General features: G+C 44.8%; 14 protein-coding genes. 1 reads left to right on the top strand and 13 read right to left on the bottom strand.

What is annotated here, in order from left to right; genetic code table 11:
- Positions 1-86 precede the first annotated feature (86 nt).
- The 7 genes from FSU_RS10005 to FSU_RS09975 all read right to left on the bottom strand — a co-directional run bounded on the left by FSU_RS10005 (position 87) and on the right by FSU_RS09975 (position 13,015).
- Positions 87-2,666 carry a hypothetical protein gene (locus FSU_RS10005; RefSeq protein ID WP_014546292.1) on the bottom strand — a complete coding sequence of 860 codons (2,580 nt, stop codon included), beginning with the start codon at positions 2,664-2,666 and terminating at the stop codon, positions 87-89.
- A gap of 12 nt (positions 2,667-2,678) precedes the next feature.
- Entirely contained in the window at positions 2,679-4,268 is a 1,590-nt protein-coding gene (locus FSU_RS10000; protein ID WP_014546291.1) for a fibrobacter succinogenes major paralogous domain-containing protein, read from the bottom strand.
- Between the two features lie 165 nt (positions 4,269-4,433).
- Positions 4,434-6,518, bottom strand: a complete 2,085-nt coding sequence (locus FSU_RS09995) for an FISUMP domain-containing protein (protein ID WP_014546290.1) — start codon at positions 6,516-6,518, stop codon at positions 4,434-4,436.
- Positions 6,499-7,371 (bottom strand): TIGR02147 family protein, encoded by an 873-nt coding sequence (locus FSU_RS09990; protein ID WP_014546289.1) that lies wholly within the window; start codon positions 7,369-7,371, stop codon positions 6,499-6,501. Before FSU_RS09990 ends, FSU_RS09995 begins: the two co-directional genes overlap by 20 nt.
- 199 nt (positions 7,372-7,570) lie before the next feature.
- Positions 7,571-10,012, bottom strand: a complete 2,442-nt coding sequence (locus FSU_RS09985; protein ID WP_014546288.1) for a fibrobacter succinogenes major paralogous domain-containing protein — start codon at positions 10,010-10,012, stop codon at positions 7,571-7,573.
- A gap of 25 nt (positions 10,013-10,037) precedes the next feature.
- Positions 10,038-12,131 carry a fibrobacter succinogenes major paralogous domain-containing protein gene (locus FSU_RS09980; protein WP_014546287.1) on the bottom strand — a complete coding sequence of 698 codons (2,094 nt, stop codon included), beginning with the start codon at positions 12,129-12,131 and terminating at the stop codon, positions 10,038-10,040.
- An 11-nt stretch (positions 12,132-12,142) separates the two neighbouring features.
- Positions 12,143-13,015: a TIGR02147 family protein gene (locus tag FSU_RS09975; protein ID WP_014546286.1), complete on the bottom strand. Its 873-nt coding sequence runs from the start codon at positions 13,013-13,015 to the stop codon at positions 12,143-12,145.
- A 191-nt stretch (positions 13,016-13,206) separates the two neighbouring features.
- On the opposite strand from FSU_RS09975, the gene FSU_RS09970 reads away from it, so the two are divergent.
- Positions 13,207-14,325, top strand: coding sequence for an AAA family ATPase (locus tag FSU_RS09970; RefSeq protein ID WP_014546285.1), 1,119 nt, complete (start codon positions 13,207-13,209; stop codon positions 14,323-14,325).
- Positions 14,326-14,353: 28 nt separating this feature from the next.
- Here FSU_RS09970 and FSU_RS09965 read toward each other — a convergent pair whose 3' ends face one another.
- The 6 genes from FSU_RS09965 to FSU_RS09940 form a co-directional block, all read right to left on the bottom strand.
- Complete coding sequence (locus FSU_RS09965; RefSeq protein ID WP_014546284.1) at positions 14,354-16,351, bottom strand: fibrobacter succinogenes major paralogous domain-containing protein; 1,998 nt, start codon at positions 16,349-16,351, stop codon at positions 14,354-14,356.
- 12 nt (positions 16,352-16,363) lie between these two features.
- Positions 16,364-18,499, bottom strand: a complete 2,136-nt coding sequence (locus FSU_RS09960) for an FISUMP domain-containing protein (RefSeq protein ID WP_014546283.1) — start codon at positions 18,497-18,499, stop codon at positions 16,364-16,366.
- A 12-nt stretch (positions 18,500-18,511) separates the two neighbouring features.
- Positions 18,512-20,725: an FISUMP domain-containing protein gene (locus FSU_RS09955; protein WP_014546282.1), complete on the bottom strand. Its 2,214-nt coding sequence runs from the start codon at positions 20,723-20,725 to the stop codon at positions 18,512-18,514.
- Positions 20,722-21,576: a TIGR02147 family protein gene (locus FSU_RS09950; RefSeq protein ID WP_041260156.1), complete on the bottom strand. Its 855-nt coding sequence runs from the start codon at positions 21,574-21,576 to the stop codon at positions 20,722-20,724. Before FSU_RS09950 ends, FSU_RS09955 begins: the two co-directional genes overlap by 4 nt.
- Before the next feature lie 236 nt (positions 21,577-21,812).
- Positions 21,813-24,197, bottom strand: a complete 2,385-nt coding sequence (locus FSU_RS09945) for a fibrobacter succinogenes major paralogous domain-containing protein (protein WP_014546280.1) — start codon at positions 24,195-24,197, stop codon at positions 21,813-21,815.
- Positions 24,198-24,205: 8 nt separating this feature from the next.
- Complete coding sequence (locus FSU_RS09940; RefSeq protein ID WP_014546279.1) at positions 24,206-25,069, bottom strand: TIGR02147 family protein; 864 nt, start codon at positions 25,067-25,069, stop codon at positions 24,206-24,208.
- Positions 25,070-25,193: the final 124 nt, after the last annotated feature.

Here is a 25,193-nt window from a genome sequence, read left to right as displayed (position 1 = left end):
ATACCCCAATGAGAACCTTTAAGTAAACATATATTTTTTGAGGGGAATATCAACCCATGATTTTAAGCCATGGGAGCTATATCACATTATTTCACGTGTACTTTCTGCATTTTACTCCCGACACGGAGGAGGTAGGAGCCAGCCATCGGCACACCAATCGTTCGAGAACCTTTTTCGATAGAACCAGCCAAAAGCATTCGTCCTTGCATGTCAAACAATGCAAACATCGAACCGGCGCGTGCGCCTTCAATCTGGATTTTCCGATCCGCAACATTCACCGACACATTCAAATCGACAACCTCAGCCGTAAGCGACACCCTACCCGAAGAGGAACTTGAACGAGGAGCATCCGGATTATAACCTTCAACTCCTGCACCATTCAAGACGGGATAAAGATCTACACCAACCTTCTGTCCCCACACATGGCCGTCAACCCCGTTCTCGTTATAATTGTACAGTTTCCACGCAATCGAGCCATCAATAAAATCATCTGGAGAACTTTGATCTTCAAACCCCTCACACGCCAAGCTTCTATAATAAAAAACATTGACTAAGGTATCATAGGATATCTGACACTTCCGGTAATTAAACGGAGTTACATTGTACGAATTAATAATCTTGAGATTTATATTTCCATCAAACAACCCTGAGCCAAACAATGTCGCTTTGCGATAAGACTCGTACACTTCGACTTCGCCTACATTGTACGAATTGACAATCGTCCCCTCAGGATTAACTCCATAAAAGCCCACTTCCGAAATAACCATTCCACTAGCAATACCTCTTCCCCACAAATAACCTTCATTATAGGAGGTGCTAATATTTATATGAGAACCTTCACCAACACCTGCAACAAATCCCGCAACACCATCCCCTTTAAGAGTTCCGCTATTATGGCAACGTGTTATTTCCAAAATTCCTGAAAAACTAGCGACCAAGCCACCCATATAATCCGTATCGCGCCCCCCATCTTCTGTCGTCATCGAGCCCTTATTATACGAATTCGATATGGAAGCATAGTGAGCATTAAAACTGCCAACAAGCCCACCCATACTTCGACCAATACCATAATATGAATCATTCCCTTTGCCATCCATAGCCCCCGTATTATAGCAGCTATCTATAATTAGGGAATCACCCATATTTTCATATATAAGATCTTCATACTCAGCCCCAATACACCCAAGAAGCCCACCAATCGTGCAATTATGGATACCACATTCAAAAGAACTTTCATTATAAGAATTCAATATCGTAAAAACAGAAGCAGACCTTCCCCTGCCCACCAATCCTCCAACAACAGATTCAGAAATATTCTTCCCTGAACGGTGAGCCCCCTTTATATAAACCGACGAAGAATCAAAGACATAACCAACCAATCCACCCATATTACGACCAGACAAGGTCAAATCCACATAAGAATATGTAACGGAAAGCTTTGACTTTTTCGCTAAACTTCCGACAATTCCACCAATTCTCTCATACCCCTCAAAATAAGAGTCGATAATTCCCAAACTATCAATAGAAACATCTCCCTGAGCAACCGCAAAAAATCCAACAGAGCTTCCGGAACCCGGCACATAAAGCCCCTTTATGGAATGTCCCTTACCATTAAATCTTCCGACAAACGGTTTTTCAGCCGAGCCCATCGGAGTCCACGTCAGCAAACGTTCCGGATCCTTGCGCAACATCGCAATTGAATCCAGCACACTTTCATTTACGACTATATCTGCAACAAGTTCACCGCAGGCATCAGTTTCCTGTTCAAAATGGTCCTTTCCATTGACAATATACGCATAACCAAAAAGTTCGTGCTCGTCATTTATCTGGTAGCAGCCATTTACTTTTTGAGGCTTTTTAACTTCGAACCATTTTGCATAAAGCTGTACGCGAGCATCATTCTCATAAGGTGCCGGCGGGAGTTTTGTACCAGGAAGAAGAAACGTATCTTGTTGGTCCTTTTCATAAGTCCATCCACGGAATATATACCCTTCACGTTCATATATGGCTTTAGAAATTGTGCAGCTTAGGAGAGTCGAACAGTCCGTACCCCACAATTCAAGCGTATCAAGTCCATTCATATCATAGAGGATTCTATACAAATTGTGTGCAAATTCCGCTTCTAGACGAATATCAGCATCCGGCATTGCAAAAAAACTTAAATTATCCTTTCCAAAATAATCTGTATCTATCTTAACACCGACCCTATTCTTTTCACGAAGCGCTTGAAAATGATAGCTCAGAGAAGGTACAGGCGTAACCTTGACGGAATCCCCCTCCGAAGCGGCGAACAAAAAGTATTTACCATCCAGGTCCGTCACCTTGATATAGCCATTGCTTAAAGTATATACCTGGCTCCAGACAGCAACCCAATCAATCTTGTGTACTGCGGTCTCTTGAGAGAACTTGACATCCACAACGACATTGTCGTTAATTTCGGCCAAGCAGGCACCAGAAATACAATATTTAATCGACGAATTGCCCCCATCCAAGGATACGGCAGACCAAACAAATCCATCTGGAGCAGAGCACCTGATTTCTGTTCCTCCAGAAGCACTCGCAGGTTCGCAAGAAGCGCCTGTTGCACCGGAATATTTATACGAAATAGAGTACGCCCCTGCAATATTTGCAAGAGTCAGCAAAAAGAGAAGTATTACTTTTTTCATGATGAATTCCTCCTAATCCATAACGCAGCGGACAGGGACTCCCATATCCTTAAAGCCACCCGAGAAATTAAATGTTTCGTAAAAGAAAACCGACCAATAAGCCAAGTGGTCATCATCAGAATATTCGGTCAACAGCCAAAAATAGACATCGCGGCTATCTTCGAAAAATTCTCTATCACGATACTTGTTACCTGCAGGGAATGCAGAAAAACCATAATCATCCGTACCTGGATCTCTATACATTCCAAGCCTTGATTCAAGCTTTCCGCCGGCAATGTGATCGCCACCCGCAAATGAAATCAATGTACGCCATTCCGTTGTATCTGGCAAATGGAATCCTTCAGGACAAATGCCTCGGATCTTAGAAAGGTTGCAAAGCTTTTCGTAGCCGCAGTCCTGCGGATTATCCTTATCCGTCGCAAGATTTACAGAATCCACAGCGGCAGTCCAGGTATAAAGGCGGCCAGCCATTGCGCAATTTTCGGGCTTATTGGCAAAGCACCAGCTGCGCCCCAAAAGACTCGGAGTCTGAACGCTGTCGGCATAATTCAAGTTTTCAGCCATCCAGGTTTGGCTACCGATTTTCACGGTCTTATAAATTTGCCCATCACGGCTATCAACAACGGAATCGTACTTAATATCCGGATTAAAATAAGCTTCTTTAGGAATACTCCAGTTGATATACATCCCGGAATAAATTACAGACGGATCGCGATTCTTGTCCACCCAGACACTATCTACAAACTCGTCTGTAAAATACGAGATATCATAAATATTACTGGGATAGCCCATTTTTTCAAGATTATCGCCTAGACTTTTCATTTGTCCATTCGTCCATGAAGCAAAAGCCCATTCCGCCATTTCTGATTTAATTTCTTCATCAGCCCATATTCCGGTTTCGGCAATAGAAGTTCCAATCTTTTCCAAACGTTCCTCGACATTCACATTTTTACTAGAATCACCCGAAACAAGTACAAGCACGCTTACAGCAAGGAGAGCGGCGTTATCTTCACCGTCTTCAACAATGTTCAGATCTTCGAACGGCGTAAACACACTATCAATTTCAAACGCCCCAAGCACTTCTTTTTCAGCCTGCTTTTTAGCATCTGCAAAAGGAGTATTCTGTTCGGACACGAGCTTCACGACACGGCCATACTCCAGTTGCGTGAGCACATTGACATTCACGCTCTTTCGATCCTTGAGGTTCACAAGCGAGCGAAGCGTTACCGGCTCCGTAGTCTGCACGCCCGTAAATTCATCAACATAGAGCCCGGTCACTTCAAAAACCGCGCACGAAGACGAAAGCGAAATTCCATCGATATCGTAATCGCCCTTGTCACTCTTGACCGTACCTTCAAAACTTTCACCGGTCAATTTCATCGTTTTGCAATCGATGCCCTGCACAGTCACATGCGAACCCGTAACGAACGGTCCCTTCTGCGAGACGCCCGCCACGTCCAAATCCTTGACAGCGTAAATGCCTGCATCATCCGAAGAACCGCCCGCGATCTTGTCATCGGAGCATGCCAAGAACATGGCGCTCACCGCAATCAACCCGAAGAAATTACACCATTTAAAAATTGAAATCTTTTCCGTGAACATAAGCTATTCTTCCTTTTCTAAAATCTAGTCCTTGATGCAGCGGACAGGGTAGCCCGTATTTTTGTAATATCCGTGCATACCAAGATTACCGCCTGCTTTCGACAGAGAAAATGCCGCTACGAGTTCAAACGGTTCATTATTTTTGAGAAAAAACTCGTCCGAATTCTAATAGTCATCCGTTGTAGTCCACATATACCCATACTCACCATCATCGTCATAGTACCCTTCACTTCTCTTGCGACCTGTAGGGCGGAACGAAAAGCCATAAAGATCCACTTCATCTATACAACCTGAATATTCAGATATGAGCATATCTCCAGCAACATCTACTCCACCAACAGCATCTAACAATTCCATCACTTCATCACGATTTGGCACATGCCAGCCAGCCGGGCAAACGCCACGTACAGGGAAAGTCGGAGAACAGACAACACCATAACCGCAGCCTTTACCATTATCACTCCATGTCGCAGCGCTATCCATGACCGCACTCCATAAATACAGGCGACCATCCTTTTCACAATTAAAGGGTTCATTCTCGTAACAGAAACTGGTTGAATCCAATCTATCCGTAGGTTGCAAGGACGCATAATTCAAGTTTTCAGCCATCCACGTCTGGGTGCCGATTTTTATGGTCTTATATGTTTGGCCATCGCGCTCATCAATCAAGGTTTCATATTTGCAATAATCCGTATTTTTCATTTTACAGGCCAACGCAATCTTAACGCTGCTGCTAGAAGCCTCAGAGCCGCTAGAACTACTTTCTACTGAATCATTATTCTTTAGACAACGAACCGAATACGCAACGTTGTCCTTATCACTGAAGGTAATATCCGCCCTATAATCGGACAAGTGCATAGCGTACACATGAATACTATCGCGTTCACTAGAACTCCAAAAAGCAGCAACACCACCAACGAAACCGTTATCTTCGCTCCACCTGCCTGCAGGGAGTGCGGCAAACCCCAAGGCATCCGTGCCTCTTACCGTTCTGTACCAATCCGTCCGTGACTTGAGATGCAAACCTGCAACAATTGGACCACCCGCTTCCGTGACCAGCGCATTTAATTCAACACCACTAGGCAAGTGCCAACCGCTCGGGCAAACTCCCTGAATAGGCAAGGTGTATAGGCGACCATACTTGGCACAGCTATCTGCGGAATTTTTGAAACAGGAACTATTTTCCACTTCGTAGTTCAGGTTCTCTGCCATCCATACCTGACCAGCGATTTTAACGGTTCTGTAAATTTGACCATCGCGCAAATCCTTCAGCGTATTTGCTGAAGCATCGTATTCACTGCCGGCATCCGCCTTTGCGGAACTGCTGCTGGACTCTTCGGCAGGCTCAGGGACCTTTGACGAACTACTTGACCGCGGTGTAACACTGGAAGAGTATTGGAAAGCTTCGACGAACTTTTCAAAAGCGGGAACCACATCGGCATAGCCCAAACTTTCAACATTCTTGCGAATTGAATCAAGAGTACCATTGGCCGCAGCATCAATCTGCCAACTTTCAATTGCCGCTTTCGTTTCGTCATCCTTCCACTTGCCGGTTTCCGCAAACGAATCTGCAAACTTATCTATACGCTTCGCAAGTCCCGCTTCATCCGTTTCCGCCTGCATCATCACGCTTACAGCAAGGAGCGCCGCATTTCCATCACCACCTTCAAAAATGGTCAAGTCTTCAAAATTATCAAAGTCACCCTTGATACCGAAAGCAGCAAGGACTTCCTTCTCGGCCTGTTTCTTTGCATCCGCAAAATCCATATGCTCTTCTGACACGAGATGCATCACACGCCTGTATTCAAGTTCCGTGAGCATGTTGATATTCACATGCTTGCGGTCGCTCAAGTCCGAGAGCGCATGGAGCGTTACCTCGCCCGCCGACTTTTTACCAGTCACTTCATTGAAGTAGTGACCGGTTACTTCGAACAAAGCGCAAGACACCGAAAGGTTCACATCATCAACGCCAAAGTCGCCTTTGTCGCTCTTGACCGAACCTTCAAAAATTTCATGAGTTAGTTCCACCGTTTTGCAATCAATACCCTGCACCGTCACCGCAGAACTCTTGACAAACGGCCCCTTCTGCGAAACGCCTGCCACATCCAAATCCTTGACAGCGTAGATACCCGAATCATCAGAAGATCCACCCGCAACCTTTTCAGAGCATGCCGAAAACATGGACACAAAGGCAAACGCCAATGCGAAAGCAAAAACTCCCCCAAAAAATCTAGACTCGTTTCTTATCATTCCTCTCCTCCTTATTTTTTAAAGCATCGTTAGCAACATCCAGATCTTCGCTCAACGGGAACAACTGCAAGTTCAAGCGGTACACACGCTGCGTCTTGTTACTTTCCGTAGCAATGGCGATAATGCGGCGACGGCATTCCAAAAGTTCCTTCTTGACACGCTCATAGGACTCCTGCGTAAGCCCCAAGACAACACCCGACATGGAGCGCTCCGCAAGCGGGAAATTTATAGCCCTTACGGCAAGCTCGCCCATCTGGCGTTGCAAATCACGCGCCGCAAGCGGAACCGCTTCCACGGAGCCCATCGATATGGACTTGTCCGTCTGCACATAATTTCCTTCCTGGTCTTTTTTTAGGAGATTTGCATCTTCCAAAAAATCAAGCGTTTCAGCAACTTCGGCTGTAGAGATTTTCGGCCTGCAAGCACGCGCCATTTCAGAAGGCATTGCTCCCGGCATGTGCGGAGCGAGTTCACGAATCAACGGATTTTTCCAAGACCTGTAATAATCAAATTCTTCGCTACCGAGCACACGAACCTTATGCGCCCTCGCCAAGGCACAGCATTTTTCGAACGCCGCCATTTTGGCCTCGTCCCCTTTGGCATGGGCGTACATCACCATCAGAACAAAGTACGTTCTTTCAAAACCGACAAGCCCCATGGCATCTGCAACGGAACCCGCAGCGCTGATACTCAGATTCTTTTTGCCTTCACAAACATACTTCAGAAAAATGGCCGATGCAAAACCGGCTTTCTGAGCAAACTCGCGCCAAGTTAAAGCGGAGTCGCGTTTGCGTTCATCATAATAATCCTGAATGAACTTGCGATAATCTGTATATTCAACAATCGCCTTCATGATTACAAATATAGTTTATTCAATAATAATGGAATACAAAAATTGCCGTTTTTCGCTTAATTTTTACGTTTTCAGCCATTTTTATACGAATTACGCAAAATTTCAGAACACAAAATGTATCCTAAGAACACAAAAAAGCCCCGCCACACTAGCGAGGACTTTTTCCACTGACCACCAACCACTATTTACTAACCACTATTTACTCATCCTTCACGCAGCGGACACTTTGTCCATAAGTTTTTGAGCCTTGGTACAAATAGAATTTGGTATAAATGTTGTTTATATTCGAATACTGAGCCTCATACGCATCCTCTTCTTCAGAGATCCAATAATAGACATTAGAACCAATGTTGCTCCAGTTAGTTTCAGAGATTCTTCGTCCAGTCGGGAGTGCCGTAAATCCATAGGCATCCACACCGTTATTGTCTTCTGTTCCGGCATAATCCCATCCGGTCAAAGCCTTGAGGGTATCGCCGGCCACGCCCGCATTCCCTAAGTACACGCTCAACCAGCCCCATTCATCACGAACCGGCAAGTGCCAACCGTCAGGACAAATTCCCTGTATCTGGCGATTAAGTCCACAAGTCTTGCCATAACCGCAATTCAACGGATCCTTAGGATCATTTGCCAGCGCAACTGAATCAATCGCCGCAGCCCAAGTGTAATAGCGACCGCTCACCTCGCAATATTTCGTGGTATCGTGGTAGCACCAGCTATTGCCCTTCAAACTCGGCGTCTTGACGCTATCATCGTAGTTCAAGTTCTCCGCCATCCACACCTTTGAATAATCCCTTTCTTTCACTTCGATTTTCACAACTTTATACACACGCTTGTCACGCGGGTCAACCATTGAGTCGTATTTGATATTCGGATTAAAGCGCAATTCCTTAGGCACGTCCCAGCTCCAGCCGGAAGGAACTACAGAACTGCTACTCATTTTTACTTGACTACTGCTGGACACAACCACACTGCTACTCAATTTTGCAGAACTGCTGCTAGACTTCGTTTCGCCAACACTAGAACTTGAAGAAGATTTAATCGCTGCAGTCGAAGGATCACCCTTGATGCAACGTACACTCTGTCCATATTTTTTTGAACCTTGGAACAAATAGAATTTAGTATAAATGTTGTTTATATTCGAATATCGCGCTTCATACGTACCATCCTCTTCGGAACTCCAATAATAAACATTAGAACCAACATTGCTCCAGCTAGATGTAGAAACCATCCTTCCGGTCGGAAGCGCCGCAAATCCATAGGCATCTACGCCGTTATTGTCAGCCGTTCCGGCGTAATCCCAGCCAGTCAGCGCCTTGAGGCTATCTCCGGCCACGCCAGCGTTCCCCAGAGCTACGCCCAACAATCCCCATTCATGGAGCGTCGGCAAATGCCAGCCGTCAGGGCAAATTCCCTGCACTCCGCGATTAATTCCACACGTCTTGCCATAACCGCAATTCAGCGGATTCTTTGAATCGTTTGCCAAAGCCACAGAGTCTATCGCCGCCGCCCAAGTGTAATAGCGACCGCTTACCTTACAATTTTTCTCATCATTATTGTAGCACCAGTTTTGGCCTTTCAAGCTCGGCGTCTTGACGCTATCGGCATAGTTCAGGTTTTCTGCCATCCACACCTGCGAATAATCATGCTCCTTCACTTCAATTTTCACGACCTTATAGACTTGTTTATCGCGCGGGTCAATCATCGTATCGTATTTGATATTCGGATTCAGGCGAGCGGACTGCGGTACATCCCAGCTCCACTCTTCAGGGATTTTCTGAGTAGTTTCCTTGGCATCCTTATTTATTTCATCGACGACTTTTTCAAAGTCGGGGATTTCATCGGAGTCGCTCCATTTTTCAAGATTGTCGCGAATCGTTTCGTATTTGCCCCTGGACTTTGCAGAATCCGCCCAATCCGTCATTTTCTTTTTCGTCTTTTCATCGTCCCATTCGCCACTTTCCGCGATGGACGAAGCAAAGCCATCCAAACGGTCCGTGAGCTTTTCAGCATCCAAATCCGATTGCAGCATTACACTCGTCGCAAGGAGGGCAGCATTCCCGTCGCCCTTTTCATAAATGCTCAAGCCTTCGAACGACTCAAAGCGATCCACCAAACCTAACGCGGCTAGGATTTCCTTTTCTGCCTGCATCTTAGCATCGTCAAAGGACATTTTCTCTTTGGAGACAAGCTTCATCACGCGCTCGTATTCCAATTCCGTAAGCACATTGATGTTCACATGTTTGCGGTCTTTCAAATCCGTAATCGCATGGAGCGTCAACTTATCCGAAGATTTCTCACCGGTAAATTCATTCATGTAATAGCCGGACACAGAGAACAACGCGCAAGTCGCAGAGAGATTCACATCGTCAACGTCAAAGTCGCCCTTGTTGCTCTTGACTTCGCCTGTAAATTCTTCTTCCGTGAACTTCATCGTCTTGCAGTCAACACCCTGCACAGTCACTACAGATCCCTTGACAAACGGGCCCTTTTGCGCCAAGCCCGCCACATTCAAGTCCTTAATGGCGAGCCCTGCATCTTCCGTGACGCCGCCTGCAACTTTATCATCCAGGCAAGCCGAGAGCATCCCCGCCGAAGCAATTGCCATCAACAAAGTAATTGATTTACTTATGAATTTCTTCACTTTCCTTCTCCTTTTTTTTCAAACACTAATCTTTGAGACAACGGATAGAGACGGCCATTTTCTTAGAAAAAGAACCGTGGATTACCGAATCATAACTCATGTAAAAATGTTGCAATTCAGCTTTATCGGCGTCCACTTCTGTAGAGCTCCAGAACAACGCATACTCATCCCTAGCAATGAAATCTGGATCATCCCAAAAAGCAATAGGCAATACAGAAAAACCATATGCATCAACGCCATTTCCATTATCAGCCCATCCAGTGGTCGACTTGAGATTCCGACCAGCCATTCCCCGAGTTCCCACCGCAGAGAATAAAGCAACCCATTCCGTTGTATCAGGCAAATGCCATCCACTCGGACAAACCTCTTTTGCAGCATCCCAAGTGTAAATACGACCAGACTTACCGCATTTAGTACTATCATCACTGTAGCACATACTATTTCCATTTTCATAGTTCAAGTTTTCCGCCATCCAAACCTGATCACCGATTTTCACCGTCTTGTAGGTTTGTCCGTCACGGGAATCAGCCAAAGTTCCATATTCACAATTGTCTTCTGTTTCAGTCTTGCACGGCGTTGCTAAGGTAACTGAACTAGATGAGGGGAGATTCCCGCTCGAGGCGGGAATGACAGAGGAGTTGCTGGACACCGGAACAAATTCACCATCTTCCTTGATGCAGCGGACAGAGAACTTGAAGTCCTTAGCAGCGTAGCTCCTCAAGCTCACGTCGACATCGTCATAGTCCAAGCTCATTATAGACGCACAGCTGTAACCTTTATCAGCAGCACTCGCGCTACCGCATTCCGTAGAGCCCCAGAATTGCGCACCGTACCCCTCACCGTAGAAGCCCTGCATACCGACGCCAACAGGCAGTGCCGAGAATCCGAATGTGTCAGTGCCGTTGCCACTTACACCACCATCGTCACGCCAGCCACTCAAAGACTTCAGTTTAGCGCCGGCACCTTTTTCGCCACCCACAGCCTTGATTAAAGTCTCAAAATCAGCTCCGCTGGGCAAATACCAGCCATCGGGACAAATACCACGAATATTCCCAGACGCCAGATTGCATTCGTTTCCGAGTCCGCACTCTTTCTCCGACTTGTCCACTGACGCGGCCCAGGTGTACAACCGGCCATACTTTTCGCAATATTCCGCACCATCATTGTAGCAATAACTGGTCGCCGCTTCATAGTTCAAATTTTGCGCCATCCAAACTTGCTCCCCAATCTTTACGATCTTGTAAACTTGTCCGTCACGGGAGTCGGTCATTTCGCCATAAGCAATGTTTGGATTCAGGTAAGAGTCTTTTATACTGTTACTAGATTGCTTCGCTTCGCTAGCGATGACGGAGGAGCTGCTGGACGAGGGGAGATTCCCGCTCGAGGAGGGAATGACAGAATCGCGATCATCCCATTTGCCATCTTTCGCAATGTCGGCGGCAATGTTTTCCAAGCGTTCTGCGAGTTCCGTAGCGTCCAAATCCGCCTGCAACATCACGCTCACATCATGGAGCGCAACATTCTCTTTACCCTTTTCAAAGACGTCCAAGTCTTCGAACAAGGAGAAATCGCCATTTTCCGCTTTCACATCAAACGCAGCAAGCACTTCTTTTTCAGCCTGTTTTTTAGCATCCGCAAAAGACACCTTCTTTTCAGTGTTGAGGATCATCACGCGCTTGTATTCCAGTTCCGTAAACACGTTGATGTTCACATTCTTGCGGTCGCCCAAATCCGTCAGCGTATGGAGCGAGATTTCACCCGTTGATTTTTTACCGGTATTTTCATTGAGGTAATAGCCCGTCACTTCAAGCAAAGCACAAGCAACAGACAAATTCACATTTTCAACAACATATTCACCATCATTGTTTATCACGGAGCCTTCGAAAACTTCGTCCGTGAAATCCATCGTCTTGCAATCCACGCCCTGCACAGTCACGACAGAGCCTTTGACAAACGGCCCCTTTTGCGCAAGCCCTGCCACGTCCAAATTCTTGATGGCAAGCCCCGCATCTTCCGTAGTACCGCCCGCCACCTTGTCGTCGGAACACGACGTCAACAGCACAGCAAGAGCGAGCACAATGGTCGCGCGAACATTCAGCATCCTGCGCCAATTAATCATCACTTTTCTCCTTACTTTTTCCCAACACCTTTATTTTTATCATCGCAATCGTCAAGACGTTCGCTCAGCGGGAACAACTGCAAATTCAGGCGGTACACCTGTTCCGTCTCGTCATCCTCACTCGCAATCGCCACAATGCGGCGGCGAAAATCCGCGATTTCTTTCCTGATTTTTTCGTAAGCACGGCGCGTGAGCCCCATGGTAAGCCCCGACATGTCACGTTCCGAAAGCGGCAAGTCCAAAGCCTTCACCGCAAATTCCCCCATTTCACGTTGCATATCGCGAGCCGCCACAGGCACTGCATCGACCGACCCCATCGATAACGACTTGTCCGTCTGTTCGTAGTTTCCGCTCTTGTCCTTCTTCAAGAGCTTCGCGCGCACCAAAAAGTCAAGCGTCTCGGAGACCTCCGCCGCAGAAATCTGCGGCTTGCACTTACGAGCCATTTCAAGAGGCTTGGCACCAGGCATGTGCGGAGCAATCTCGCGCAATACCGGATTCTTCCACGACTTGAAATAATCGAATTCCTCGTTCCCGAGCACACGTACCTTGTGGGCATGCGCGAGCGCACAGCGTTCTTCGAACGCGGCACGTCTCGCCTTGTCATCTTTCGCATGCGCATACGAAACCATCAAGACAAAGTACGTCTGTTCGAACCCGGCAAGCCCCATCGCCGCAGCAACGGATCCCGCCGACCCTACACTCAGATTCTTTTTGCCCTCGCAAACGTACTTCAAATACACAGCCGACGAAAATCCCGCATCACGGGCAAACTCGCGCCACGTAAAAGCCGAGCTGCGCTTGCGTTCATCGTAGTAATCCTGGATGAACTTGCGGTAGTCTGTGTATTCTACAATCTCCTTCATGTGTACAAATATAGACATTTCCGCAGTTTTTGGAATACAAAAATGGCGTTTTTAGCCAAATTTTACCATATTTGCAGAAATTACACAATTTTTAGCAATTCAGAACACAAAGTCCGTATTCCAGGAATACAATATTCAACCTATTGACATTCCAATTAACTTTTGGTATATTACTAAAAGTAACTTACTAAAAGTTAATTGAGGTTATTATGGAAAACCCGTTCTCTCTAGAGCCTTACACAACAAAAGAGAATTTCTGCGATCGAGAACAAGAACTCAAGGACATTATCTCCTTTTTAACCAATGGTTCAAACGTCACATTAATTTCTCCAAGACGCTACGGCAAGACGGGTCTCATTTTCAGAACATTCGAGGACCTCAAGGAAAAACATTACACTTGCATTTACGCCGACATTTTTTCGGCGCAAAGTCTAGACGATTTTATCAAAATCTTGTCTGAAGCCATCGTCAGCTCCATAGCAAACGAGTCACTGATAAAAAAATTCTTCATTGCGCTCAAGAACGTTCGACCGCTTCTTAGTTATGACTCCATGTCAGGCAACCCTCAAGTTACATTCACCTTCCAGCTGGACGAACAAAGAAAATTGACGTTAAAATCAATTTTCGACTTTCTCGAAAAACAAGAAAAACAAATTATCCTCGCCATCGACGAATTTCAACAAATCAGAGAATTCAAAGAAAAAAATACCGAAGCCTTACTACGAACATACATTCAGCAAATGCATCATGTAAAATTCATTTTCTGCGGTAGCAAAAAGCACTTGATGGCAGACATGTTTACCAACGCAAAGAAGCCCTTTTACGAAAGCTCCAGAACAATTCACATCGACCGTATCGATTCTGAGAAGTATAAGGAGTTTATTACACATCTATTTCAAAGAGCAAAAAAAAACATTGACAAAGATGCAGTTGATTTTATATTAGATTGGACAAAACGTCATACCTATTACACTCAATTTGTATGCAATAGAGTATTTGCAGAATCTTCAAAAAATATATCACTAGAAGATGTCAAAAGAACTATATCCAGCATTTTACGATTTGAAATCCCAAACTTCATTGAACGCCGCAACCTGATTACCGACAAACAGTGGAAATACCTTATCGCCGTTGCCAAGGAAGGCTCCGTAAAGCAACCAACAGCAAGCGCCTTCTTGATGAAATATGGCATAGGAAGCAGCGCCACCGCTAAAAAAATTCTTTCAACCCTTGTCGAAAAAGAACTACTGCTAGAACAAAGCGATTTAAACGGAAAAACCTACAGCGTCTATAACGTATTCATGTCCCGCTGGATGGAGACACTTTAATGCACCTTTTTGCTAAACCGGTAAAAATTTAGTCCTTGACGCAACGGACTGCATAAGCATATCTTTTATTAAAAGTCGTACTCAAAGCAGCATCGTCATCCATATAAAACAAATGTATATGAGCAGCGTATCTTTCATTCACTTCTGTCGAAGTCCAAAAACCTGCAAAACGACCTTCATTTTCATAATCATTAAACTCATCTCTATCACCAACCGGAAGGGCAGAGAAGCCAAAACTATCCGTACCGGCGCCATCATCATTCCAACCATTGACAGATTTGAGCATTTTTGCAGCAGTATCTCTACCTCCTACTGAATAGTACAAAGTCATACCCTCGTTTTGCGAAGGCAGATGCCAGCCAGTAGGGCACGCATTCAACGCCGCAGACCACGTATAAAGGCGACCATACTTTGTACAGTATTCGGCGGAATCATTATAGCAATAGCTTTCATCCGTTTCATAGTTCAAGTTCTCCGCCATCCACACTTGTTTTCCAATTTTCACGGTCTTGTATTCTTGACCATTACGCTCATCCGTCAACTTTCCGTATTCGCAATCATCTGTACTTTCCGTCTTGCAAACAGCCACAGCCGAATCTTCCACAAAAATATAAGATCTCAACGAATCATTTTCACCCTGAAGACAACGGACAGAAAACGCATTGTACTTTCCTTCGTCCATATCCAATGGTGCTGTATTGAAGTTAGCGCCCACATGCATCACGTACGCAAATTCGACAGCACTCTCTGTAGAACTCCAAAAATCCGCAAGCCATTCTTTGTTTATGTATTTTCCACTTGCAGACCTACCACCAATGGGAAGCACCGTAAAACCGTAATCATCTGTACCATTGAGATCGTTCAACCAGCCACTCGTGGACTTGAGCTTACTTCCTGCCATCGCAGAATCTCCTAATGCATCCACTAAAGTTTTAAATTCTTCCAAAAGCGGCAAATGCCAACCTTCAGGACAAGCTCTCATCGCCGCATTCCACTCGTAAAAACGACCATACATTGCGCAATATTCCACGGAATCATTATAGCAGTAACTTTTTTCGGTTTCATAGTTCAAGTTTTCCGCCATCCATACTTGATCACCAATCTTAACAGTCCTATATGTTTTTCCATCACGAGGATCCGTCATTGTATTTTGTGCAGCAATCGACGAATCGGCTCCAAACGTTTCCACGAACTTTTCAAATGTAGGCACTTCGGCAGTCATCCCCCAGCTTTCTACATTTTTGCGGATTGAATCCAACGTTCCGTCAGCCGCAGCAGCAGTAACCCATTCCGTAATCGCAGTCTTCGTACTGGAATCACTCCACACGCCTTTTTCAGCAAACGAATCATCGAATTTGTCCATGCGATTCACGAGAGCATCAACATCGGCACCGCCCTGCATCATCACGCTCACGGCAAGCAAAGCAGCGTTACCATCACCAGATTCAAAAATGTTCAGGTTCTCAAACGCTTCAAAACTGCCCACAATATCAAACGCGGCAAGCACCTCTTTTTCAGCCTGTTTTTTCGCCCCTGCAAACAACATTCCCTTTTTAGTCACAAGGTACACGACACGCTCATACTCCAGATTTGTGAGAATGTTGACATTCACGTTCTCGCGATTTTCAAGATCGGTCAATGCACGGAGAGTCAACTTGCTATCCGTTTCCTTTCCAGAAATTTCGCTACGGTACTTGCCCGTCACTTCAAATACGGCGCATGTTGACTTGAGCGAAACATCTTCCACGATAAAGTCGCCCTTGTCGCTCTTGACCGCACCTTCAAAATGCTCGTCCGAGATTTTCATAGTTTTGCAATCGATTCCATGCACGGCCACGGCAGAACCCGTTACAAACGGGCCCTTCTGCGTAACACCTGCTACATCCAAATTCTTGATGGCGTAAACTCCCGAATCACCCGAAGCGCCGCCAGCAACGTCATCGTTCGAACACCCCGCCAAAAACGATATCGCCACAAAAGCCGAAGCCACAAATCCGTTCTTGAAAAAATCGCACACGTTTCTCATTTTCTCTCTTCCTTATTCAGCGTCTTTCACACAGCGCACAGGCAAATAATCAGTTGAAACAGCGGGTTTAATCCCAACATCTAACTTGTCAAAAGCCAATACATTCCGCACACGTCCAGTAGAATCTGATATCCAGAATTTCGCTCCAACAGGCTTATAGGTACAACCATTAATCATCTTCGCGCAAGTCACTTGCTCATATTGCGTCGGTAAAGCGGAAAAACCATATATATCTTGACTACCCTCAAGCCCTAACGTAAACAACGCAGCATTTCCAGAAGCGCCACCAACATACTCTAGCATTTTTTTCGCATCATCTACACTAGGAATTTTCCATCCTTCTGGACACGCTTCCTGAACTTCATACCAATCATATCGCCATCCAATATCGCAGGGATCTGGATAAAACATGCTTGGAGTCGCTTCCCAGATCGCCTCACAACGTCGTTCCCCATCCCCAACAGTAGAATCTCCTACCGGATACTCCACATTTTGAGCCATCCATTCCTGATTGCCAAACTTGATCGTTTTATACGTTTTTCCATCGCGCTCATCCACAAAAGAATCTGCAACCACTTCGCTTGCCGGCAACACAGATTTTTCTTGCGTTAAGCCTTCTTCCACACAGCGAATAAATCCGCCGCCGGCCATGCCACGTCCCATAACTATTTCAGGAGCGATTTCACTTCCAGAGGCATACATTCTAGCATAATAATATGTAGGTCGTTGACCATAAGGAGTCTCAGGATCAAATGTCGAAGTGAAATATGCAACCGGATCAAAATCATAACCAAGTTTTAAATTCCACCCTTTTGGAGACAGCAGCAATTCATAGTTATTCGATGCAGTCGCATTCATCAATTGATAATAATCTTCACGAGTAGGCAATTTCCACCCCTCAGGACAACCAGTATGCAAATAATACACAACTGGAGTGATTTCGGACATTATGTAATAAGTCCATTTACTGCCACTAGAATCAGGCACGACTTGATTTCCAAGCATAGCCACACCCACTTCATACCAAAGTCCATACGACTCGTCATCATGGTAAAACGAACCTTCACCATAGCCGTTATACGCCAAATTCTCGGCCATCCAATTTGCACCCGCAATTTTTATTGTACGATACTTGTGTCCATCTCGTGGATCAATCATAAACCCACAAGAATCGCACCCAGCACGAACCACATCTAAATTTGCAACCCAACGTTCCGATTTATCACAGGTAAAATTTAACCCGTAATAAATACTGGAGGTATTAGAATTTTTCTTGGTTTCTCCCATATTAGATTCACGGCACTCACCAAGTCCATATGATTTTTTCCAAAAAGATGTAACATAAGGCTCAAACGGCGCAACCCTTTCTGCAATTTTCCAATTTTCAATATTTTTGCGAATAACAGGAAGATTTCCATCAAGGTCCATTTCGCACGCCCTATCAGCTATTTGAGTTCTAAGCGCGGAGTCGTTCCACACACCATCTTGCGCAAGGTCATTCCCAAGTTTCGCAAAATGTTCCATAAAATCAGCTTCTTTCCCTTCTCCGAGCAACAGTACATTAATCGCCAAAAGAGCGGCATCCCCTTTACCATTGCCAAAAATATCCAATTGTTCAACTTTTCCGTAATCAGTTTCATCAAAAAAAGATGCTAGAATTTCTCGATCCGCCACACGTTTAGCCTCAGCAATGGACATTTTCTTTTGTTCCAACAATACCTGAACTCGCTCATACTCAAGATGCGTCAACAAATTGATATTTACATGACTTTGTTCGCTAACATCTGCAAGTGCATTCATGAATATGGCACCATTAGAATTTTTTCCAGTAATCTCATTACGGAAATAGCCATTCACTTCCAACAAAACATACGGAGAATTCAAGTTCACATTTTCGACAACAAATTCTCCATTATCGCTTATTACCTTGCCCCTAAAACTTTTTCCAGTCTGCAAAAAATTTACGCTATCCAATTCCTGAATAAACACAGATGAGCCAGCCAAAATTGGCCCTTTCTGTGAATAGCCCACGATATTCTCAGAAGAGATTTTCTCATCAGAATTTTCAATACCGAAAGCATTCTCCGAGGTACATCCTGAAAGAAAGCAACCTAAAGCTAAAGCAAATGCAAATATTTGTTTTTTCATATAAGTATCCTCCTATTTTTCAATGCAACGAACAGAGTAATAATTTCGTTTATCCGCAACTTTCATGATATAGGTTCCTGCAAGAGCATCTACAAGCATAAAAGCATAAGCATCCGTCGACGAGCTATCCGAACTAGTCCAAAAAGCAGCACCGAATTCAACTTTTTCATAACCCATTTCATAATATCCTGCAGGTTTAATACTAAGTCCCAAAGAATTCGCATACGACACGTAATATTCATCAGACCAATGACTAATATCATGTAATGAAAAATTATCTGTAAAATACATCGTATATATTCCATTTTCTCCCTGAGAATTCACATAAGGAGAGTCGCCCATTAAGGCCTCCCATTCCGAACGAGTGGGCAAACGCCATCCTTCAGGGCACACTTTCATAGCATCTTCCCATGAATATAAACATTCCTTGCTAGAAATCATGCTACATTTCGCATCATACCTATTATCTTCAGAGCACCAAGGCTCATCGTCATAACACACTTCGTAATTCGTTTCTACCAATTGCAATTCATTCGTTCTATTCTCTGTCATCCATTTTTTTCCATTTATAACAGTATAATAGATCGGGAAATCGTTACAATAATTTTTATCAACTGGGTCACAAACACGTTCTTTTATAAAACCCGTTTCTGCTTCGGTCTGTTCATCCTTGACACAGCGAACAGACGCTCTCACTGGCGTTCCTAAAAGTCTTCTATCTACACTGTCAAGCCTTGCACCAAGAGAATCTATTCGGAGCAAAAAAGCCGGCGATTCAGTCCAATAATTAGCCACTTCATGAAGACCCAAATATTCGAAAATTCCAGTATAATAAAATCCACCAATGTAATCTTTGAGCTTTTCTTCATACAGACCTCCATATAAAGCGCCGAACCCATCAGCAGCACGAAGTTTTTGGGCAGACTCCTTTCCCTCACCTCCATAAAAATGCAAAAGAGCTTTAACATCAGAAATACTAGGCAATTTATACCCTTCAGGGCATAATTGAGCAGCAGCATTCCATTCATACAGTAATCCATAAGAATCGCAATTAGATTGTTTTTCGTCATAGCACGTACTATACGATATATCATTCCCTTTATTAAAAGCATTACTTTTTCGTCTTAAATTTTCGGCCATCCATTGTTTATTCCCTATTTTCATAACTTTATAATGTTCGCCATCAGCCTTATCTTGAATCTCTTCAAAAAGAGAACTTTGAATTTCTCTCATGCGAACCAAACTCCAACGGCCGTCAGGGTTACATACAAATTCATTTCTATAATATTGACTCAATTCATTTGTATTACTTTTTACTTCATAAAGATTTTTTTCATCACATGCACCAAGGCCATATTCATGAGCCCAAAATTTATTAACGTATTTTTCAAAAGGCGGAACTGAATCCACGACTTGCCACGACTCTACATTTTCGCGAATTAGCTGAAGCATACTCCCACCCTTTTTAGATTTCTTTATCACAGCATCAATCTGAAACGCCCAATCTGCTATTTCCGTTTTTTCGTCACCATTCCAAATGCCATTATTTACAATCGCCGTTGCCACATGCGAAACTCGTTCAGAAAGATCTGCTTCTGAGCCATCCCCCTGCATCAGCACACTCATGGCAAGCAACATTGCGCCACCATCGCCAGCAAACAAATTGAGGTCTTCACCATTACCCAAATCGTCCAAGACACCAAACGAAGTCATCACTTCTCTTTCGGCCTGTTTTTTCGCTTCAGCAAAAGACATTCCTTCTTTTTGAACTAAAGCCAAAATGCGGTCCGTCGTCAAATGAGTCATCAAGTTCACGTTCACATGGCTACGGTCTTTCAAGTCGGTCAATGCATTCAGAGCTATCATCCCTTTTGATTTTTCGCCAGAAACTTCATTGCGATAATACCCATTGACTTCAAGCAAAGCATATTGAGAAGAGAGATTTACACCCTTGATAGAGAAATCACCTAAATCATTTTTAATACTCGATCTAAAGCTTCTACCGGTCTGTACCAAAGTCAATCCATTCAATTCCTGAATTGCGACAGATGAACCCACCAAGAACGGACCCTTTTGCGTAACACCCGCCACTTCTCTATCCGTGACAGCAACAACGCCAGCATCGCCCGAAGCGCCGCCTGCGACATCATTATCCGAAGAGCACGCAACAAAGGTCAAAGATACCACAGCAATGGTAGAAAATAATTTGTACAAGTTATATCTCATTTTCTCTCATCCTTATTCAAAACTGTTCCACTTTTATTCAACCATTCGCTCATCGGGAACAGTTGCACATTCAAGCGATAAACACGCTCCGTTTCATCTTCTTCTGTCGCAATCGCGACAATGCGCCGATAAAACTCATCCACTTCCTTTTTTATCCGTTCGTAAGCACGACGCGTAAGGCCAAGCGTATAGCCCGACATCATTCGCTCAGAAAGAGGCAAATCCAGCGACTGAATCGCGAACTCTCCCATTTGGCGCTGCAAATCGCGAGCAGCCAAAGGTACCGCCTCTACAGGCGCCATCCTGATGGCCTTATCCGTTTGCTGGTAGTTTCCGTTTCTGTCCTTCTTTAAAAGCTTTGCCTTCACCAAAAAATCAAGCGTCTCGGAAACTTCCGTTGCAGAAATCTTTTGTTTGCAAGCTCGCGCCATTTCGAGAGGCTTTGCACCAGGCATGTGCGGAGCCAATTCTCGAATCACAGAATTTTTCCACGATTTAAAGTAATTGAATTCTTCATCACCGAGAACACGCATCTTGTGGGCAAGCGCTAACGCACAACGTTCCTCGAACGCGGCACGTTTTGTCTTGTCATCCTTTGCATGAGCGTACGAGACCATCAAAACGAAATAAGTCTGTTCGAAGCCGACAAGGCCCATGGCACTTGCAACAGAACCCGCAGAACCAACACTCAGGTTTTTCTTTCCTTCGCAAACATACTTCAAATAAACATCCGACGAGAAACCCGCCTTTTGTGCAAACATATGCCAAGAAAACGCCGAAGTGCGTTTACGTTCGTCGTAGTAATCTTGAATGTACTTGCGGTAATCCGTATATTTAACGATATCCTTCATAAGTACAAATATACTCAATTGCATTAAATCTAGAACATAAAAATGGCATTTTTGCACAGATTTTACCATTTTTGCATAAATTTTAGAATTTTTAGCATTTTAGAACATGACATACATATTCCTGGAACATGGAGATTCCCGCCTTCGCGGGAATGACAAATCAAAGTCACTAGAATCCAAAAAAATCCCCGCGGCATATTGGCCACGGGGCATTCCTCTTTACTTAAAAGTTTTATTTACTCATCGCTTTTGCTAGAACTTGAAGAAGGTCTTACCGGTGCAGTCGAAGGATCCCCTTTAACGCAGCGGACACTTTGTCCATAAGACTTGCTATTCTGATACGTATAAGTTTGAGTATAAATGTTGTTTATATTGAAATATCGACCATCATCGGCACTGTATTCGGTGGCGCTCCAGTAATAAACATCCGAACCCACCTTTTCCCAACTAGTTGCAGAAAGCCTTCTTCCGGTCGGAAGTGATGCAAAGCCATATTTATCAGTACCGTTATTGTTAGGCGTTCCGGCATAGTCCCACCCGCTCAAAGCCTTGAGAGGCTTTCCACACGTACTGTAATCCCCTATAGCCTCACACAACAAACTCCATTCACGGAGTGTCGGCAAATGCCAACCATCCGGGCAAATTCCCTGAACACTATGATTGAGTCCGCACGTCTTGCCATAACCGCAATCCAACGGTTCCTTCGGATCGTTCGCCAAGGCAACAGAGTCAATTGCCGCCGCCCAGCTGTAATAACGACCGCCCACATTGCAATTCTTTTCATCATTGTTGTAGCACCAGTTGCGGCCCTTCAAGCTCGGAGTCTTGACGCTATCGGCATAGTTCAAGTTTTCTGCCATCCACACCTGCGAATAATTCGTGTCTGACACGTCAATTTTCACAACCTTATACACTTGCTTGTCACGCGGGTCGACCATCGAGTCATATTTGATTTTCGGATTCAGGCGAGCTTCCTTGGGCACATCCCAGCTCCATCCATTGGTATCTACAGAACTTGAAGAAGGCCTTACCGGCGCAGTCGAAGGATCCCCTTTGACGCAACGGACACTTTGTCCATAAGACTTGCTATTCTGATACGTATAAGAATTGGTATAAATGTTGTTTATATTTAAATACCGGCCTTGATCGGCACTGTATTCGGTGGCGCTCCAGTAATAAACATCCGAGCCCACCTTTTGCCAACTAGTTGCAGAAATTTTTCTTCCGGTCGGGAGTGCGGCAAAGCCGTAAAGATCCGTACCGTTATTGTCAGGCGTTCCGGCGTAGTCCCACCCGGTCAAGGCCTTGAGAGGCTCGCCAGCTACGCCGCCAGATCCTAACGCCACGCTCAACAACCCCCATTCATAGATTGACGGCAAATGCCAGCCATCAGGACAAATTCCCTGCACAGCGCGATCAAGTCCGCACTTTTTACCATAGCCGCAAACCAACGGTTCCTTCGAATCATTCGCCAAGGCAACAGAGTCAATTGCCGCCGCCCAGCTGTAATAACGACCGCCCACCTTGCAATTTTTTTCTTCATTATTGTAGCACCAGTTGCCGCCCTTCAAGCTCGGAGTCTTGACGCTATCGGCATAGTTCAGGTTTTCAGCCATCCACACCTGCGAATAATTCGAGTCTGGCACTTCAATTTTCACGACCTTGTAAACTTTCTTGTCGCGCGAGTCGATTATCGAATCATATTTGATATTCGGATTCAGGCGAGCTTCCTTGGGCACATCCCAGCTCCACCCTTCGGGGATTTCCTGTGCCACATTGATTTCTTCAATGGCCTTTTCAAAATCGGGAACTTCATTTGCGAATCCCCAATTTTCCATATTCTTACGAATGGAATCCATCACGGCTTTAGCCACGGCATTCGCAATCCAGTCGGTAATCGCTTTTTTCGTATCATCATCGTTCCACTTGCCGCTTTCTGCAAAGGAATCATTGAATTTATCCAGACGTTTAGCAAGCGTTTTCACATCGGCATCGCCTTGCATCAACACGCTTATAGCAAGGAGCGTCGCATCCGCATCGCTTGTTCCAAAAATATCCAAATCTTCAAATTCGGCCGATTCACCAGCCATCCCGAATGCGGCAAGCACTTCCCTTTCAGCCAATTCCTTAGCCTCGTCGAAAGTCTTGCCCTTTTCAGTCACATAGTACATCACGCGCTCGTATTCCAAGTTCGTAAGCAAGTTGACATTCACATGCGTACGATCCTTAAGATTCGTTAACGCACGGAGCGTCATTTTATCCGAGACTTTTTTCCCCGTCATTTCGCTACGGTATTCGCCTGTCACTTCAACAACAGCACAAGTCGTAGACAAGTTCACCTTTTCAACAACAAATTCACCCATGTTATTTTTGACTTCACCCTCAAAAACTTTATCCGTGAATTCCATTGTCTTGCAGTTGATTCCCTGCACCGTCACCGCGGAGCCCTTCACGAACGGGCCCTTTTGGGAAATGCCTGCAATATCCAAGTTCTTGATGGCGTAAAGGCCTTCGCTCTGTTCGTCCGTACCGGCCGTCTTATCACCAGAACAAGCCCAAAAAGACGTCCCAAATACAAGAGCCGCCAAAAGATTCCATTTTGTCATTGTTTTAGTGAGCATAATTCTAGTCACTCCCCTCTATTTTTTGATAACACATTCATATCGCCATATTCAATCTTTTCCGTCAGCGGGAAAAGTTGCATATTCAAGCGGCAAACTTTTTCAATCTTTTTGTCGGCAGAAACAATCGACACTATGCGCTTGCGGAACGCAGCAATTTCATCCACAATTTTTGCATAGCTTTCTGCCGTCACGCCCATCGTGATGCCACTAAAGTGGCGTTCCGAAATAGGCAATTTATCCAAAGCATCAAGCGCAAACTCGCCCATCTGGCGCAACAGCGAATGCACCGCCACGGCCACCACATTCAAATTTCCCGTCGAAAGCGAAGTACTCGTCTGGTGATAATTCCCTTTGATATCGCGAGTCAAAAGCCCAGCCTTGAGCAAAAAGCGCAAGCTATCACTGACATCCGCAGCAGAAATCGCAGGCTTGCACACTTTGGCAATTTCGTTCGGCTTTGCGCCCGGCATAGCCACAGCCAATTCGCGGACCACAGAATGTTTCCAAGTCTCGTAGTAAGTGTACATCTCGCTGCCGAGAATTTTCACGCGATTCGCTTCACCAAGCGCCTGCATTTCCTCAAAGCACTTCTTCTTTTCCTGTTCCGTCTTTGCTCCCTCATAACGTACCAGCAAAACGAAGTAATCCAATTCATAGCCAAGTAAGCCCATTGCAAGTGCAGTCTTTTTCGCTCCTTCTTCGCGAAGACGCGTCTTGCCATCACATACAAGTTTCAGGTACGAACCCGACGCAAATCCAGCCACCTTCGCAAATTCTCGCCACGTAAACGCAGAACAACGCTTGCGTTCCTTGTAGTAGTCGAGAATATACTCGCGATAGTTTTTGTATTCAGTAACCGATTTCATCATGCTATAAATTTACTTAATCGTACAGATACGCGCAAGACTGAACCAAATTTTCACAAAAACAAAAATGGCGATTTTAAGCAAATTTAAGCAATTTTCAAAAGTATTCAAAGAAAATTCAAAAACA

The sequence above is a fragment of the Fibrobacter succinogenes subsp. succinogenes S85 genome (genome assembly GCF_000146505.1).
GTDB lineage: Bacteria > Fibrobacterota > Fibrobacteria > Fibrobacterales > Fibrobacteraceae > Fibrobacter > Fibrobacter succinogenes.
The sequence above is the reverse complement of the archived record's forward strand: the minus strand, read 5'-3'. Positions and strand labels throughout refer to the sequence as shown.